11 protein-coding genes are annotated in these 18,845 nt (G+C 37.2%); all 11 read left to right on the top strand.

Annotated features, from left to right (window positions below; translation table 11 throughout):
• The first annotated feature begins 27 nt into the window (after positions 1 to 27).
• The 11 genes from HYG86_RS04635 to HYG86_RS04585 all read left to right on the top strand — a co-directional run bounded on the left by HYG86_RS04635 (position 28) and on the right by HYG86_RS04585 (position 18,787).
• Entirely contained in the window at positions 28 to 219 is a 192-nt protein-coding gene (locus tag HYG86_RS04635) for a helix-turn-helix domain-containing protein (protein ID WP_213167770.1), read from the top strand.
• 35 nt (positions 220 to 254) lie between these two features.
• On the top strand, positions 255 to 3,485 hold the full coding sequence (locus HYG86_RS04630; RefSeq protein ID WP_213167769.1) for a helicase-related protein: 3,231 nt from the start codon (positions 255 to 257) through the stop codon (positions 3,483 to 3,485).
• 9 nt (positions 3,486 to 3,494) lie between these two features.
• A complete protein-coding gene (locus tag HYG86_RS04625; protein ID WP_213167768.1) occupies positions 3,495 to 4,103 on the top strand; it encodes a DUF4391 domain-containing protein in 609 nt (202 codons plus the stop codon).
• A 26-nt stretch (positions 4,104 to 4,129) separates the two neighbouring features.
• The gene (locus tag HYG86_RS04620; protein ID WP_246451887.1) at positions 4,130 to 6,049 is read left to right on the top strand and encodes a site-specific DNA-methyltransferase; all 1,920 of its coding nucleotides are present in this window, start codon (positions 4,130 to 4,132) and stop codon (positions 6,047 to 6,049) included.
• Positions 6,050 to 9,127 (top strand): type III restriction-modification system endonuclease, encoded by a 3,078-nt coding sequence (locus HYG86_RS04615; RefSeq protein WP_213167767.1) that lies wholly within the window; start codon positions 6,050 to 6,052, stop codon positions 9,125 to 9,127.
• 60 nt (positions 9,128 to 9,187) lie between these two features.
• Positions 9,188 to 11,356: an AAA family ATPase gene (locus tag HYG86_RS04610; RefSeq protein WP_213167766.1), complete on the top strand. Its 2,169-nt coding sequence runs from the start codon at positions 9,188 to 9,190 to the stop codon at positions 11,354 to 11,356.
• An 86-nt stretch (positions 11,357 to 11,442) separates the two neighbouring features.
• Positions 11,443 to 12,027 carry a beta-barrel domain-containing protein gene (locus HYG86_RS04605; protein ID WP_213167765.1) on the top strand — a complete coding sequence of 195 codons (585 nt, stop codon included), beginning with the start codon at positions 11,443 to 11,445 and terminating at the stop codon, positions 12,025 to 12,027.
• A 103-nt stretch (positions 12,028 to 12,130) separates the two neighbouring features.
• Complete coding sequence (locus HYG86_RS04600; protein WP_213167764.1) at positions 12,131 to 12,508, top strand: hypothetical protein; 378 nt, start codon at positions 12,131 to 12,133, stop codon at positions 12,506 to 12,508.
• 812 nt (positions 12,509 to 13,320) lie between these two features.
• The gene (locus HYG86_RS04595) at positions 13,321 to 14,268 is read left to right on the top strand and encodes an N-6 DNA methylase (RefSeq protein ID WP_213167763.1); all 948 of its coding nucleotides are present in this window, start codon (positions 13,321 to 13,323) and stop codon (positions 14,266 to 14,268) included.
• Entirely contained in the window at positions 14,258 to 15,505 is a 1,248-nt protein-coding gene (locus tag HYG86_RS04590) for a restriction endonuclease subunit S (RefSeq protein ID WP_213167762.1), read from the top strand. Before HYG86_RS04595 ends, HYG86_RS04590 begins: the two co-directional genes overlap by 11 nt.
• Positions 15,506 to 15,541: 36 nt before the next feature.
• The gene (locus HYG86_RS04585; protein WP_213167761.1) at positions 15,542 to 18,787 is read left to right on the top strand and encodes a type I restriction endonuclease subunit R; all 3,246 of its coding nucleotides are present in this window, start codon (positions 15,542 to 15,544) and stop codon (positions 18,785 to 18,787) included.
• The last annotated feature ends 58 nt before the right edge of the window (positions 18,788 to 18,845 follow it).

Raw genomic sequence — 18,845 nt, 5'->3', positions numbered from 1 at the left:
CTTTTTATTTAATAGGGAGGAACGAAAATGACTAATGAACCTGAAAGATGGTCAAGCCTTGAAGAAATCGCTGAACATCTCGGTGTAAGCAAAGATACAATTCGAAATTGGATAAAAAAAGATGTTATACCATACCGTAGAGTAGGGAAACAGTACAAGTTTAAAATATCTGAAGTTGATGCTTGGGTAGAGAGTGGTAAAAGTGCTGAGATAGAGTAAATAAAAGTTAATCTAAAAATTGAGGGGGGAAAGATATGCAAGTTCTCGATAATGTGAATAAAACCGTGAAAGACGATCTGTCAAAAACAGTCTCAAAAGGGGATAAAATTTCAATAGCTGCAGCCTGCTTTTCTATTTATGCTTATGAAGCTTTGAGAAAGCAACTAGATGGCGTGGAAGAATTGCGCTTTATTTTTACCTCTCCTACATTTCTGAATGAGAAAACTTCCAGAGAAAAGCGTGAGTTCTATATTCCGCAGCTTAATCGAGAGCGTTCTTTGTATGGAACAGAGTTTGAAGTCAAACTGCGAAATGAACTAAATCAAAAGGCAATTGCTCGTGAATGCGCTGATTGGATTCGTAGAAAAGTGAACTTTCGATCCAACGTAACCGGTGGTTCTATTGGAAGCTTTCTCAGCGTGGTAAAGCCTGACGAATCTATAGCTTATTCGCCACTAAACTCATTTACCACTGCAGATCTAGGCTGTGAACGTGGGAACAACATTATGAGCCTTGTAAATCGAATTGATACACCACTTGCGGATGAATACGTGAAAATGTTTGATCAGATCTGGAATGACAAGAATCTTTTGCAGGACGTAACAGACCAGGTGATTGATGGCATCACAGCAGCATATAATGAAAACTCACCTGAGTTTGTCTATTTTGTTGCTATTTATAATATTTTCAATGAGTTCCTGGCTGATATTAATGAGGATGTATTACCAAATGAGGCCACAGGATTTAAAGAGTCCAAAATTTGGGGGAAACTCTATGATTTTCAACAAGATGCTGTTCTTGCAATAATCAATAAGCTAGAGAATTTTAACGGATGTATTCTTGCGGATAGCGTTGGTTTAGGTAAAACGTTTACTGCCCTTGCTGTTATTAAATATTACGAACTACGAAATAGAAATGTGCTTGTGCTTTGCCCAAAGAAACTGGGAGATAACTGGCTTACATTTAAAGAAAACTATCTTAATAATCCTATTGCAGCAGATCGGTTACGATATGATGTTCTCTATCATACCGACTTGTCACGAGAACATGGGAAGTCTGGAAATATTGATTTAGGGAAACTGAATTGGAGTAACTATGATCTGGTTGTCATTGACGAGAGTCATAACTTCCGAAATGGCGGTGATTACTCAGGCCGTGGTGATAACAAAAGAGAAAACCGGTATCTGCAATTATTAAATAAAGTGATCAGACAGGGTGTAAAAACCAAAGTTCTTATGCTTTCTGCAACACCTGTCAACAATGGTTTTTCTGATTTGAGGCACCAGCTTGAACTTGCATATGAAGGTAATCCTGCTTTAATTAATGACAAGCTTGATACTGCAAAGCCAATCGATGTCATATTCCGTGGCGCGCAAACCGCTTTCAATAAATGGAGCAAACTGGACCCAGAAGAGAGAACCACAGAGAATCTATTACGCTCACTTGACTTCGATTTCTTTACCATGCTTGATAGTGTAACCATAGCTCGATCAAGAAAACACATCGAGAAGTATTATAATATTGAAGCTATTGGGAAATTCCCAGAACGACTTAAGCCACTGGCACTAAGGCCAAAGCTCACTAATCTATCAGGCGCAATTGATTATGACGAAATCTATGATCTGCTTATGAAACTTAATCTTTCTGTTTATATACCAACTGATTTCTTGCTTGATAGTAGGCGGCATAAGTACATAGATTCAAACGTCAATATTGATCGTGCTGGACGTGAGATTGGTATTCGCAGGTTGATGTCTATTAATCTCTTGAAAAGACTTGAGAGTTCTGTTGTTTCTTTCAGTATTACACTAGAAAGGGTTCGTCAGCTCATTAATGGAACCATAGAGGCTATTGATGCATATAAGCATGGAAATAGACAGATATTTAACGCCCGAGAGATTGTAGAAACTGACTTTGATGGAGATGACCGAAATACGACATTCTTTGGAAACAATGCTAAGAAGATTGATATTGATCTCGGGGACATGGATTATATTACCTGGAGGGAGAAGCTATCAGAGGATTCGGAAATACTCCAGCTTTTATCTTCTATGATTCGTGACATTACTCCTGAACATGACACTAAATTACAAACATTGGTTGATTTGATTGCTGAAAAGATTCAGAGTCCTTTCAATGAGAATAACAAAAAGGTACTTATCTTTTCTGCATTCTCCGATACGGTAGATTATTTGTATGCTCAGATAGCGCCGATTGTCAAAGAGAGATTTGGGCTTCATACAGCAATGATTACAGGAACAACGGATGGAAGAACTACAGTGAAGCTTCCACGTACGGATATGAATACAATCCTTACGCTATTTTCACCACGCTCTAAAGATAAAGAATTACTAATGCCCAATAAGCCAGTTGAGATAGATATACTCATCGCTACAGACTGTATTTCTGAGGGTCAAAACTTACAGGATTGTGATTACTGTGTAAACTATGATATACACTGGAATCCAGTCCGGATTATTCAGCGTTTTGGTCGAGTTGACCGTATTGGCAGTCAAAATGAAACCATCCAGCTCGTTAATTTCTGGCCTAATATTGGCCTGGATAAATATCTCGAATTAAAAGGTCGAGTTGAGACCCGGATGAAAGCTTCTGTTATGACTTCAACAGGTGACGATAATCCAATCGATCCAGAGGAACTGGGAGACCTGGAATATCGTAAAGCCCAACTTGAAAAATTGCAAAATGAAGTAGTTGATATCGAAGATATGCAAAGTGGTGTTTCCATAATGGATCTAGGGCTAAATGAGTTTAGGCTTGATCTTCTAGATTATGTTAAGAAGCATGATAATCTGGATAAAGTACCCTTTGGACTTCATGCGGTGGTAAACGGAAATGAGAGCACTCCAAAGGGAACTATCTTTATCCTAAAGAATATAAACACGAGCATAAATCACCACAATAAAAATCAACTACACCCATTTTATATGGTATATGTGCGTGACGGTTCAGTGGTCCATATTGACCACCTTCAACCGAAAAAGCTTCTCGATGTATTTCGCCAGCTTTGTAAAGGGAAATCAGAGCCGCTGCTTGACCTTTGCAAGCAGTTCAACGCCGAAACGAAAGACGGTAGAAATATGCGGCACTATTCAGACCTATTATATTTTGCTGTCAAGTCTATTGTGGATCTCAATGAGGATGACTCAATCGATAGTTTCCTTTCCGGAAAGCAAATATCATTAGCAGAGAACACAATTGATGGATTAGATGATTTTGAGCTGGTCTGTTTCGTGAATGTGAGGTGATGGGGTAAAATGTTTGGATTACCTAAATCTACTGAAATAAATAAACAGCTTCCTAAGAAAGCAATCTTTGATAAGTTTAAACCTAGTGCATCTGACAGAAAGCTGTTTGATGAACAAATCAATCGCCTTTCAATTGTTGCTGAGATTTCTCCTCAAACAGTGAGTATCGTTGCAGATGAAGAGGTTGCAGCTATTTACATTATTTTAGTTCAGATGAAGACAATGGGTTGCGATAAAAAGAACATCATCCTTTTATCAAAGCTAATTGATCAGAACATGCTTTTTGCGTTGCAGTATGAGGATACAGTAAAATTCGCAGTTCATCGGGCTAATAGAGTACTAATGTCAGATAACAGACCTATCGATGAATGGAGGTTTAAACTTAAGGGTCTAAACTTAAAAGCTACATGGGATTCGCTTGTTGCTGACATTGCTGGGATAGAACCGATAGGCGGAAAAGGTCTTGATGAAGTTATTATTCAGAATGAGTTCAAAGAGAAACTCAAGAAACAAATAGCTTCACTTGAAAGAAAGGCAATGAATGAAAGACAGCCTAGACGAAAATGGGATCTAGTAGAAGAAATAAAACAGTTGAAAGAACAACTTAAAGGAGTGTAATGATGGAAAAACAAGATAAGTTAACTATGCACACAGCTAATATTGCAGATGCTAATTTCAGTGCTCTAGCAAAAATGTTTCCAAATGCAGTGACAGAAACAGTAGATGAAAATGGAGAGGTTATTCGAGCTATAGATGCAGAGGTTCTGGCCCAAGAAATAAACACCCATGTGGTTTCAGGAAAAGAAGAGAGGTACCAGTTTACCTGGCCAGATAAGAAAAAATCAGTTCTTTTAGCAAATGCTCCAATAGCTGCCACTTTACGACCTTCTAGAGAGGAAAGCGTAGACTTTGATAAAACAGAGAACCTTTATATTGAAGGAGACAATCTTGACGTGTTGAAGTTACTACGAGAAACCTATTTAAATAGAGTAAAAATGATTTATATCGACCCTCCATATAATACGGGGAAAGACTTTATTTATGAGGATCACTTTACCGAAGAAACGGACGAGTTCTTGCATCGAGATAGTCAGTATGATGATCAAGGTAATCGCCTTACATCAAACTTCAATAGCAATGGACGGTACCATACTGACTGGCTAAATATGCTGTATCCTCGATTACGTGTAGCAAGAGATGTTTTAGCTGAAGATGGCGTAATTTTCATAAGCATTGATGATAATGAGGTTGATAACTTAAAAAAAATATGTGATGAAATATTTGGGGAACATAATTTCATTGCTAGAGTAATTCATAAAAACAACTCTATGAAGAATCAAACAAAACTGATCGGAGTAACAACGGAATATATGCTCATCTATGCTAAATCAAAAACCAATATAAGTGAAACTGTGTGGAGAATTCAAAAAAAAGGATCTAGAGATATAGCAACTAAATTTGAGCAGCTTAAGAGAAAAGGATTATCACTAGATGAAATTACTGAAGAAATTAAAGAGCTTTACACAAGACCAAAGTATGCACATCTAAGTAGATGGAATAAGGTGGATGAAAAAGGCGTATTTAAAGATGCTGATTTGTCTCGTGAGAATGGACCCAAAAATTATACAATTATTAACCCAACTACAGGTAAGAATTGTACTATCCCTAGGCGTGGTTGGGGTAAATCATTAGAAGAATTAGAGAGGTTACAGGAGTTAGACTTGATTTGGTATGGGGATGATTCAACACCTCCTGGATTAAAAGATTATATAGAAATCGATGATCTTATGGTTCCGGATAATTTTTGGTATTTTGACAGCTCTGTGGATACTAGGTGGCAAAAAAAAGTTTTTGGATCATTAATCTTCGAAAATCCTAAACCTTTGGACATGTTAAAACAAATCGTAAACATTCATGCTAATGATGGTGATATCGTTTTAGATTTCTTTTCAGGTTCTTCAACTACAGCTCATGCTGTGATGCAGAATAATTCAGAAGATGGTGGAAAGCGTAAATATATTATGGTTCAATTACCTGAACCTTGTGATGAAAAATCAGTAGCATATAAATCTGGTTTTAAGAATATCTGTGAAATCGGAAAAGAACGCATTCGTCGTGCCGGAGCAAAGATAAAAGAAGAAGCTGGTTTAACAACTCAAAACCTTGATACTGGTTTCCGAGTATTAAAATTAGATAGCAGTAACATGAAAGAGGTTTATTACACGCCTGAAGAATATTCACAAATGGGATTCAATTTGGAAGGCTTTATGGATAACATCAAACCTGATCGGACTAATGAAGATTTATTGTTCCAGGTAATGCTTGATCTAGGCATTCCACTTTCTGCTAAAATTGAGCAGAGTGGGAATGTGTACAATGTTAATGATAACTACCTGATTGCATGCTTTGATAGAGTTGATACTGCCATGATTACTGAAATTGCTAAGAAACAACCTTATTATGCTGTATTTCGAGACAGTAGCTTTATGAATGATAGTGCTCTAGTAAATGTTGAGCAGATTTTCAACACATATAGTCCAAGTACCATAAGGAGGGTATTGTAAATGAAGTTTAAGTTCAAGATACAACCCTTCCAATTAGAGGCTACAGAAAGTATTGTCAAAGTATTTAACGGACAGCCAAAACAAGGATTCTTAAAATATCGTCGAGATATAGGCAAACGGAACGTACAGACCACTTTAGATGAGCAAGACTCTGAATATGAAACGGGTTATCGTAATGCAGATATAGAATTAAGTAAAGACCAATTGCTGAAAAATATACGCGCCATACAGACTGCTAATAATATAAAGAATTCATCTGCTCTGGAAGATGGTCTGGGTCTCGTATCTTTAGATGTTGAGATGGAAACTGGTACTGGTAAAACCTATGTCTACATTAAGACAATGTTTGAATTATATAAGGCTTATGGTTGGAGTAAATTTATCGTTGTAGTGCCTAGCATCGCAATTCGTGAAGGTGTCAAGAAGTCTTTTGAAATGACACAAGAACACTTCATGGAGCTATATGGTATTAAAGCTCGGTTCTTTGTGTACAACTCTTCGAATTTACACCAGCTTGATGAGTATTCACAAAGCTCTGGAATCAATGTAATGATAATTAATACCCAGGCCTTTAATACAACGATGAACGAGGAAAAGAATGTTGAAGGTAGAAAAGGAAATGAGGCGGCTCGTATTATCTACACGAAACGTGACGAGTTTGGTTCCCGTCGCCCAATTGATGTTATAAAGGCGAACCGACCCATCATTATTCTGGATGAGCCTCAAAAGATGGGTGGAGCAGCAACTCAGAATGCGCTAAAAAAGAACTTCAATCCGTTATTCTCTTTGAATTTTTCAGCCACTCATAAAACATCCCATAACCTTATATATGTTTTAGATGCACTTGATGCTTTCAAAAAGAAGCTGGTTAAGAAAATTGAGGTGAAAGGATTTGATCTTAAGAATCTCAGTGGAACTAATCGATATATGTATCTTGCTGCCATTGTCATTGATCGTAAGAAGCCGCCCCGTGCTCGCTTGGAATTTGAAGTAAAGCGTGGAAGTGGTATTAAAAGAGAGATGCAACTGCTGAGTGTGGGGGACAGTTTGTATACGGCATCTAATGGCCTGGAGGAGTATAAGGGTATCTCCATTGCTGAAGTAGATCCGATTCGCTCCATGGTGACATTTTCAAATGGAGATACTTTGGAGCCTGGTGAAGCGAGTGGAAACGTAAATGAAGATGATATTCGTAGAATTCAAATCCGCGAGACAATCGCTTCCCACTTTGATAAAGAAGAGAAGCTATTTGAACAAGGCATCAAATGTCTATCACTTTTTTTTATTGATGAAGTAGCGAAGTATCGCCAGTACGATGATGATGGAAATGAAATTGTGAGTGAGTACGGTAAGATTTTCGAGGAAGAGTATAATGCTGCCTTGAATGAGCGACTAACTCTTTTCCCCACGGATTATCAAAAATATTTAAGAGGGATTGATACTACAGAAACGCACAAAGGGTATTTTTCTATAGATAAGAAAGGTAGAGCAATTGATAGTAAAGTTAAGCGTGGGAGCGAATTTTCGGATGATATTAGTGCCTATGATCTCATATTAAAAAATAAGGAAAGATTATTAGCATTTGAAGAACCTACAAGATTTATTTTCTCACACTCTGCACTTAGAGAAGGCTGGGATAATCCTAATGTGTTCCAGATATGTACGTTGAAGCATTCAGATAACGCAACTGCAAAAAGACAAGAAGTAGGACGAGGATTGCGTCTTTGTGTCAATGAAACGGGAGAGAGACAAGACCTTGATGCTTGCGGAGAAACCCTTGTGCATGGTTTGAATGTACTGACAGTTGTCGCAAGTGAAAGTTATGCTGGGTTTGTAGCAGATTTGCAGAAAGAAATTAAATCTGACCTTTATGAGCGACCAACAAAAGCCAGTGTAGACTATTTTGCCGGTAAGAATGTTGTGATTGGGGATGATACGCATTCAATTACAGTCGCAGAAGCTACAGCAGTATACAATTATCTTGTTCGTAATGATTATGTCGATGATAATGGTAGTGTGACCGATACCTATAGAGCTGCAGCTGAACTAGGTAGTTTTGCGCCACTTAAGCCAGAGTTAGAGCCGCTTGGAGAAAACATCCACAAGCTTGTGCAGGCAATATTTGATCCGAGCATCCTCAAAGAAATGGCTGGAAATGCTCATGAAACCAAAGTCAAAGAAAATCCATTGAATGAAAACTGGAAAGACTTTAAGGAACTATGGGAAAAAATCAACAAAAGATATGCATATTCTGTAGATTTTAATAGTGAAGAGCTTATTAAAAAGTCAATCGTTGCTATCAATAGTGAATTACGAGTATCCAAGTTGACATACACCTTAACAAGAGGCGAACAAACTGGTACAGAGTTCAATGTGGAGCACACAGTTACAAAAAAACTTGATCGTGCACAAGGGAGTTTTGCTGAATATGATCTCGTTGGTAAAATTGCTGAAGCTACAACACTAACACGACGTTCTGCAGCAGCAATATTGTCAGGAATGAAGCAAGATAAACTATGGCTGTTTAGGGAGAATCCTGAAGAATTCATTTCTAAAGTAGCTGATATCATTAATCGCCAAAAGGCAGCGGTTGTGGTAGAACATATCACCTACACCCCAAGTGCAGAGGAACCCTATTCACAGGATATTTTCAATATGAGTCGTGCTTCTGACGAGTATGCTAAAGCCTTTAAAGCTAAACATGCCATACAGGATTATATTTTTACAGACGGAACAGCGACAGATAGCATTGAAAGACGGTTTGCCGAGGACTTGGATAGCGCAGATGAAGTAGTAGTTTATGCCAAACTTCCAAGAGGACCTCGTGGTTTTTATATCCCGACTCCAGTTGGGAAGTATTCACCAGACTGGGCGATTTCATTTAAGAAAGGTGCTGTAAAACATATTTTCTTCATAGCAGAAACGAAAGGCACAATGGATAGCCTTCAATTGAGACCGATAGAACAAGCTAAGATTACCTGTGCAAAGAAGCTATTTAATGAGTTGTCTACAAGTGAAGTGAAGTATCATGATGTGGATACCTATCAGAATTTGTTGTCAGTTATTGATTCATTATAAAAAAAGCCCGTAAAATCCATGGTTAGTTGATTTTACGGACAGATTTCTAAGGAGGGGGACATGTCTGATTATACGATTAACATTCAGAATTGCAATAACATAGCACAAGGAGAATTGCCGATTTATTCCAATAAACTTAACATCATGTTTGGTCGTAATGGTACCGGGAAATCAACGATGGTAAGAGCCATTACGCTTATATCTCAGCAAAAAGCATTAACAGAACTTGCACCATATGGGATCAGTAATGAGGATGTTCAGCCGCATATAGAAGGATTTTCATCAGATAATATAGCAATATTTGATGAGGAATATGTCCGTCAATATGTCTACCAAACCAACACCCTCATTAAAAATACATTTGAGGTTCTGATTCGTTCAAATGAATACGATAATGCAAAGAAAAATATTGATGATGCGTTATCAACAGTTAAAACCACTATTACTGAGCGTCAAGAGATTGTAAACCTTCAAAGTAATATTGGTGATTTGATAGACAAGATTAAGATGACTAGCAATAATAAAATTGCTAGAAGGGGAGGAACTAAAGGAATTCTTGAGGGCAAAGGTGCATATTTCAATCCTCCTGCTGAACTGACTGACTTAAAACCATTCTTTGAAAAAAACACTGTTTCTAAATGGGCAACATGGCGATTACAAGGATATGATCAATTTGGTAGTAAAGGCTGTTGTCCTTATTGCTCAACTAATGACTCTGAAAAGACAAGTACCATAAACAGAGTATTTGCTGATAGTTTTGACAAGGCCAGTGTTGAAATTGCAGCTGCAATATCAAAAGCACTAGAAGCTTTACAGCCATATTTAGATGAAAAAAAGACCGAGGAATTAATTTCTTTATTTGGTGTTAAAGAAGATTTGGACGTCCTCGAAACACAATTAACCAAGCTCTGTACTGAAGCAGATTATCTTTATAAAAGGTTAACCTCTATTGTCTCATTCAATGGTGCTTCAGTAGATAGAGATAATATTGCAGATTTAGAATCTAAATTAAATGAAATGAAAATCGATTTCAGGGCCATTGATGATTTTTTTATCTCGGATCTTACTAAGCAAGAAATTAGCACGATTAATATGGAGGTGGACAATCTTTTAGATAAGGTTAATGTGCTTAAAGGTGAAATTGGAAAATATAATAAATATATTCAAGATAAAATAAAAGATAGAAAACTGGACATAAATGAATTTCTTTCCATAGCGGGATTTAGGTATTCGTTTGATGTAGAGCTTGATGGTGAAAATAATGCTAGAGCATTTCTTAAATTTATAATGCCAGATGGAAATTCAGGAGATTTAAATTCTCCTAGTAAGCATCTGAGCTGGGGTGAAAAAAACGCATTTGCATTAATATTATTTATGTTTGATGCAATTAGCAGGAATCCTGACTTAATAATACTTGATGATCCGATATCATCTTTCGACAGTAATAAAAAGTATGCGATAATAAATAGACTCTTCAAGACCGGCGATAAAGATAATAGTCTCTATCAGCGAACCGTGTTGATGTTAACACATGATTTTGAACCAGTGATTGATTATGTCCAAGTTGGTGCTGGAAAGCAAGATCCATCTTACGTCTGTGCTAATTACCTAGTAAATAATGATGGTAATTTAACATGTACCCCTATTCAAAAAAACTCTGATTTAATGTCTTCAGTTGTTTTACTAAAAGAAATAGCTGAAGATTCAAACATTGATATAGCTGCAAGAATAGGATGTCTTCGTAAATTTATTGAACATCAATATAGAAAACCAAAAGAAGAGTCTGATGCCTATAACATACTCTCAAGCCTCATACATAGGCGATCTGAACCAACTTTTGACTCTGAAGGAAAGAACAAGTTAAGTGAAGAGCAAAGAGCAAATGGAAAAGGCTTTATCCAACAATACATTCCCGAATTTGACTACGATTTGGTTATTGAGCAATGTACCCCTGAAAAATTGATGGATCGCTATGCAAATGAGACGTCCTCATACATAAAAATGCTTATCTTAAGGGCTTATACAGAGCATGATAAAGAGGCCAGAGAAAGGCTTCGTCAAACCAATGATGTCTTAAGGAAATATGTAGACGAAACATATCACATTGAAAATGATTACCTTTATTCCCTAGATGTCCGACGTTTTAATATTGTCCCAGATCACTATATGATACACGCAGAGCGTTTTGTTGCAAATGAGAGAGCGCGATTTGATTTTACAGAGGTTTAATCTTGGATGGATCTTAAATGTTGACTTGTTTCCGCACACGTAGAAATCTTCAGAATTTCTATGGATATGTTCCCGCAAACGAGCAAATGTACAAAAATGGGATAGAAAAGTTTCCACGTACGGATAAATGCAAAAAAAACACTCAGGACATCAAGATGAGCCTATCGTGCCAACTTGTGGAGCTGGAAGCGAACTTTGCTGCAGCAGTAGACCAGGATGCCATTCATTACGTCAGAGCCAACAATAAAGGGAAACTGCATTATTTTTCCCCAACGGCCATTGGTATGGCGGTTCAGCAAGGGCAAATCATCGGGGAGGTTGCAAACAAAGAAGAAAGCTTATACATTGACGCCTATGTCAATGCCCAGGATCGAAGCCGGGTTGAGGTGGGAAAACCGGTAAAGGTTGCAATATCAGGGCTGAATACGTATCGGTTTGGCACACTTCCCGGTAAAGTGACCTTCATCGAACCGGGAACGATACAAAATGAATCGTCAGAAGGGGTCAGTGTCCTTTATCGCCTCCGGGTGGAGCTTGAAAAAAGCCAACTGGAAAGCAATAGTGGAGAAGTAGTGGAACTGCTTCGAGCCATGCCGGTGGAGGCAAGAATTGTTTACAAGGAAGAGACCTATTTACAGTGGATTCTGGGGATGTTGAATTTTAGAAGCTAGGTGTTAGAGTCACGTGTTTTAATCAGGGGAAGAAAGGGTGTGGGAAAAGAATCTACTCAAAAGACACCGGCTTTGATATAATAAAAACAAGGAGGAACGAACAATGGAAATGGTATTACCTAAAAATTATGTGGAGATTGATCAGGAAGAAATGATGTACTTGGAAGGTGGGTTTAGTATACCCACATGGAGTGTAGCGGGCACGATTACAGCTGCAACTTACGCTTTTTTAGCAGCAGCTGGAGGTGCTGTTGCTACTGGCGGACTGAAAGTAGTTCTGGGCTCTATGTCGTTGAGAAATGCTTTAGCCGCAGGAATTGTTAAAGCAGTGGGTGCATCAGGAATTAAAGTAGGAAACGCACTAGTATCATCATGGCTGAGAACTATAGTAAGTGGAGGAGTTGGCGGAGTAGCGAATAGGATAGCAAATCATCTTGATGGAAGGGACGGTAATCTAAATGGATGGATTAGAGTATTTTGATCTGTTCATTTTTGCAATTACATTAATTATTGCACGTTATATCATAAATTTATTTAAGACGGGTACAGTATATATTAGTTTGTTTATATTATTAATTTTGGTTTTTGTTTCACTACTTTTTGAAGTGAATCAAATAGTTCAAATGATAATGGGCTCAATTTTTGCTGCATCACTAATTAGTTTATTTGATTTTTTCACTAAAAATGGCGCTAGTATAGAAAAGTAGACAGAAGAAGTTTAACATCTTACAATATTAATAGAAAGGTTAGTGTTAAATGTGTCTAAGAAAAGTGGATTTCGGTATACCGATGAGTAAAAAATCAAATCGTCGAGCTTCATCAGGTAGGAAGCTCTGAAATTCATCTAATCAGCGAAACTAAAACCAGTTGAAAGATTATTATTGGTTGAAAGAACAGGTCGATTACAATGTAGTGTATTACCTTGTAATCGATCTGTTCCCCTATACGACGCTTTCTCAAAAAACTAGCAAAAAACCGGTCGATCTATTCCCCCAAACGTCGGGGTGAAAAATCAACTTCTGACATCAATGCTGTCCTCTCGAGCCATGGTGTTAGAGGAAACATATCGATACTGAACCTTTTAATTTTACCTATACTTTTTAATTATTTTGACTTAATGAATGTAAGGGTATTCAAGTTAGATTTATTCAGTAGCGTGCCAAGCGAAAAACTAAATACGTTAGCAATCTAATGCGTTTCACAAGTCCGAGGGATTCTCTAAACGCTTTGATTTCAAGCCTTTTCCGGGGTTAAGCCCAGGGAAGGGCTTTTTATTTTTGTATCAAAATCTGCATGAACATAGACCCATGCTGTGGAAGTGGTGGTATGTTTGTTCAAAGTGAGAAATTTCTTGAAGAACACCAAGGTAAAATTGAAAACCTTTCAATATATGGTCAAGAAATGAATTCGACTACATGGAAGTTATGTAAAATGAACTTAGCCATAAGGGGATTAGATGGTAATCTAGGAGATCATCATGACGATACTTTCCATAACGATATGCACAAAACACTAAAAGCAGACTACATCTTAGCTAACCCACCATTTAACATAAGCGACTGGGGTGGAGAGCAACTAACAGAAGATGTAAGATGGAAATTCGGAACTCCTCCAGCAGGCAATGCCAACTACGCTTGGCTACAACACATGGTGTATCACCTAGCACCGAACGGTGTGGCAGGAATAGTACTTGCAAATGGATCATTAAGCTCAAATACATCCAACGAAGGTGTAATAAGGAAAAATCTAATAGAAAATGATTTAGTAGATGCTATTGTTGCACTGCCGGATAAACTATTCTACTCTACAGGAATACCGGTTTGCCTATGGATACTTAACAGAAACAAAAAAGATAATACTAAGTTCCGTAGCAGAGAGAAAGAAATCCTTTTCATCGATGCAAGAAACTTAGGGGAAATGATTGACAGAAGACACAGGGAATTAAAAGAAGAAGATGTAAAAAAGATAGCTGAAACCTACCACAACTGGCGAAATACTGGTGGAGAATACGAAGATTTAAAAGGATTCTGTAAATCAGCTAAACTAAAAGAAGTACAGGAACATGAATATGTACTAACCCCTGGAAGATATGTGGGAATTGAAGATATCGAAGATGATGGAGTTTCATTTGAAGAAAAGATGGAGAATCTGACCAGTGAGTTAGGTGAGTTATTTACAAGATCCCGTCGCCTAGAGGAAGATATAAGGAAGAATCTAGGGGGGATTGGGTATGAGTTCTAGAGACAATTTATTTGGTGTTGTACCAGAGGATTGGACAGTTACCAGTATTGGGAATATAGCTGAACTAAGGCAAGGACTTCAGATTTCTAAAGATTTAAGAACAGATAACCTTAAACCAGGATATATGCCGCTACTTAAAATTACTGACTTACCTAAAAGGGAGTTTAGCGAGTTTGTAAAGGATATTAAAGAGCAATATGTAGCAACAAAAGATGATATTATTTATACAAGGACAGGCCAAGTAGGCCTAGTTTACACAGATATTTCAGGTTGCGTTCACAACAACTGTTTTAAGGTAATAGTAGATTATGATAAGTTTGACAAGTATTTTCTGTACTACTTTTTAAAATCAGATTTTGTTTACAAATATTCTAATAGCGTGGCTTCAGGGAGTGTACAGAAAGATTTAAAACATTCAGCATTTAAATCATGCCCAATTGCATATCCAAAGGTAGAAGAGCAAAAAGCAATTGGTAATATCCTCTCAACTCTAGATAAAAAAATAGAAGTCAACAACCAAATTAACAAAAAGCTAGAAGAAATGACTCAGGCTATTTTTAAACAGTGGTTTGTGGATTTTGATTTCCCTAATGAAGAAGGAGAGCCATATAAATCCAGTGGTGGGGAAATGGTTGAAAGTGAACTTGGGATGATTCCTAAGGGGTGGGAAGTTAAAGCTTTAGATGATATAGCAGATTACCTAAATGGTATAGCAATGCAAAAGTTTAGACCTAAAGAAAATGAACACTCCTATCCTGTATTAAAAATTAAGGAGTTAAGGCAAGGATTTACAGATGAATCAAGTGATCTATGCTCTGAAAGCATAGATGCAAAATATATAGTAAATGATGGCGACTTAATCTTTTCTTGGTCAGGAAGTTTGCTACTAGACATTTGGGCAGGCGGAAAATGTGGATTAAATCAACATTTGTTTAAAGTCAATCCTAAGACCTATGATAAATGGTTTTGTATACTTTGGCTGGATTATTATTTGGAAAATTTTAAAAGAATTGCTGAAAGTAAAGCTACAACGATGGGTCATATAAAAAGGAAAGATCTTTCTGACTCAAAGGTTTTAATACCTAATGATAGGCTATATAAGAAATTAAATGTGATGATAAAACCTCTGTACGAGGAAATTACAAACTTGAAAATCGAAAGTAAAAGGTTGATTAAAGTTAGAGACACACTACTTCCTAGACTTATGTCAGGAGAAATACGCGTGCCTTTAGACTAGAACTGTTCCATAACTAAGTACGAGGAGGTTATGAGTATGAGTTTATTCGCAAATTTCACTGAGGATTTCTTAGAGCAGGCTGCCATAGAAATCTTGCAGGAATTAGGTTATACACATGTGTTTGGGCCTGATATTTCTCCTGGGGGGGATTACCCTGAGAGGAAAGATTATCGGGAAGTTATTCTTGAGCAACGGCTAAGGGATGCATTGTACAAAATTAATCGTGAGTTACCACCTGAAGCCATTGAAAGTGCATATAGGCAGATAATTACCTTTAATAGTCCAATGCTTGAGGAGAACAACAGATACTTTCATAGACTGCTAACAGAAGGTGTGGAAGTATCCTATAAGGACAAGGGAAATATCAGAACTAAAAGGGCTCATATTGTTGATTATAAGAACCCTAGTAATAATGATTATGTAGTTGTTAGCCAGTTTACTGTATTTGAGAATGAAGAGAGAAGACCCGATCTAATTATTTTTGTTAACGGTATACCCCTAGTTGTCATAGAGCTTAAATCAGCCAGTGATGAAAATGTTGGTATTGAAAGTGCCTATAATCAAATCCAAACATATAAAAGGGATATCCCAGCCCTATTTAATTACAATGGCTTTTGTATATTATCTGATGGTATCAATGCCAAGGTAGGGACAATTACTTCCAATGAAGAGCGGTATATGAATTGGAGAAGTATTGACGGTGAAAATGTAGAGCCTTTATCTAAGCCTCAATATGAAGTTATGTTTTCTGGTGCGTTAGCAAAAAAACGTATCCTAGATATTATCCAAAACTTCATATTATTCCAAGAGTCTAGGGATGAAGAAAGAGATGCAGATGGCAATAAAATAGGTGATAAAAAGACAATTATTAAAATAATGGCTGCATATCACCAATACTTTGCCGTTAAAAAAGCCATTGATAAAACCCAGGAAGCCACCGAAGAAGACGGCGATAGGAAGATTGGTGTAATCTGGCATACCCAAGGATCAGGGAAAAGTTTTTCCATGGTATTTTATACCGCTGGACTAGTAAAGAAACTTAACAACCCTACCATTGTAGTTATTACTGACAGAAATGATTTAGATGACCAATTATTTAGCACCTTCTCAAAATCCCAAGACATACTTAGACAAACCCCTAAACAAGCAAATATCCGTAAACTAACAGATGAACAGAAAAAACAGCAAGCAAAAGATAACTCTAAAGAAACTAACGGACTCTATGATCTATTAAACGATAGGGAGTCTGGGGGTATTATCTTTACCACCATCCAAAAGTTTAAACCAGAAGATGGAGATATGCCTGTGCTAACAGACCGTAAAAATGTAATTATAATTGCCGATGAAGCCCACAGAAGTCAGTATGGACTAGATGCTAAAACCGATGTGAAAACAGGAGAAGTAAAGTATGGGTATGCAAAGTATTTAAGGGATGCACTGCCTAACGCATCGTTCATTGGTTTTACTGGAACACCCATAGAAATGGAAGATAAATCAACTCCTGCAGTGTTTGGTGAATATATTGATATTTACGATATGACTCAAGCAGTAGAAGATGAGGCAACCGTAAAGATATATTATGAAAATAGAATAATCAAGCTAGAAGCTGATGAAAATGAGCTAATAAAAATAGATGAAGAATTTGAAGAAGTTATTGAAGGACAAGAGGAAAACGAAAAGGAAAAAAGTAAATCTGTTTGGTCTAGGCTGGAAGCAGTTGTAGGTTCCCCCAATAGAATCAAAAAGCTAGCAGAAGATATCGTTAATCACTTTGAAGACAAATCTAAGACCATTGATGGTAAAGCCATGGTTGTATGTATGAGTCGTAGAATTTGTGTGGAACTTTATGATGAAATAGTTAAGCTAAGACCTGATTGGCATAATGACGATGTCAACAAAGGCAAGATAAAAGTTGTTATGACAGGAAGTGCAGCTGACAACGAAAAACTACAAAAACATGTGGGCGGTAAACAAAGAAGAGATACCCTAGCAAATAGGATGAAAGATAACAACGATGAACTGAAAATAGTTCTGGTAAGGGATATGTGGCTCACTGGTTTTGATGTGCCATCCATGCATACCATGTACATCGATAAGCCGATGAAAGGACATAACCTTATGCAGGCAATTGCCAGGGTAAACAGGGTATTTAAAGATAAATCAGGTGGTGTAGTTGTTGACTATCTAGGAATCCTTGAAAGCCTTAAAAGCGCCCTTAAACAATATACAGATTCAGATAAGCAAAATACAGGTATAGATACAAATGTAGCAATATCCATTATGCTAGAAAAACTTGAAGTGCTTCAAGGTATCATGCACGGATTTGATTACTCAAAATATATGGGCACTTCACAGGTTGAAAGAATTCGTGCCATAACTGGTGGGATGGACTTTATCCTTGGAAAATCAGAGAGGGAACAAAAGGACTTTAAAAAGATTGCCATAGAGCTGGCTAAAGCCCATTCCCTATGTGCAGCCACAGATACAGGTAAGGCAAAGGCACTGGAAGTAAGCTATTTTAAATCAGTGAAGGCAAGTTTAACTAAGCTTGGTGAAAGAAGTGTTGTGCCTAAATCCAAAAAAGAAATAGAAGCTAGGGTAACACAAATGTTAGAGCGATCAATTATCTCAGAAGAGGTTATAGATGTATTTGATGCCATGGGATTAAAAAGACCAGATGTGTCCATATTATCAGAAGAATTCTTAGATGAAGTTAGGGAAATGAAACATAAGAATTTAGCGGTAGAGTTACTTAAAAAGTTGCTAGAAGGTAACCTTAAAGCAATGGAGAAAAGAAACCTTGTAAAGTCTGAAAGATTCTCAGAAAAACTCAAAAAGGCCCTGAACAAATATCGCAACCAAGCAATTACTAATGCTGAAGTAATAGAAGAACTAATAAAAATGGCCCATGAATTTAAAAAGATCAAAGAAGAAGAAAAGGCATTGGGCTTAAACGAAGATGAAATAGCATTTTACGATGCCCTAACGGCAGACGAAGCAGTAAAAGAATTAATACAAGATGAAACCCTAAAAAAAATAGCCCAGGAACTAACCATGGCCATAAGATACAACATAACAATAGACTGGAACCACAGGAAAAGCGCCCAAGCAGGAATGAGAAGGATAATAAAGCGACTACTAAAGAAGTATGATTATCCACCAGAACAAGCGAAGAATGCCTTAAAGGTAGTAATGAGGCAAGCAGAGAAAATGTGCGGAAACGTAAGCGTAGAAGAACTCATAGCAGCAGAGGAAGAGAGACAGGATTATTTGATGGAATAGAGACATCAAGAGCTACTAGATTTAAGTAGCTCTTTTTTATAAGGCACAATATTTCTTA

The organism is Alkalicella caledoniensis, from assembly GCF_014467015.1.
Classification (GTDB): domain Bacteria; phylum Bacillota; class Proteinivoracia; order Proteinivoracales; family Proteinivoracaceae; genus Alkalicella; species Alkalicella caledoniensis.
The sequence above is the reverse complement of the archived record's forward strand: the minus strand, read 5'-3'. Positions and strand labels throughout refer to the sequence as shown.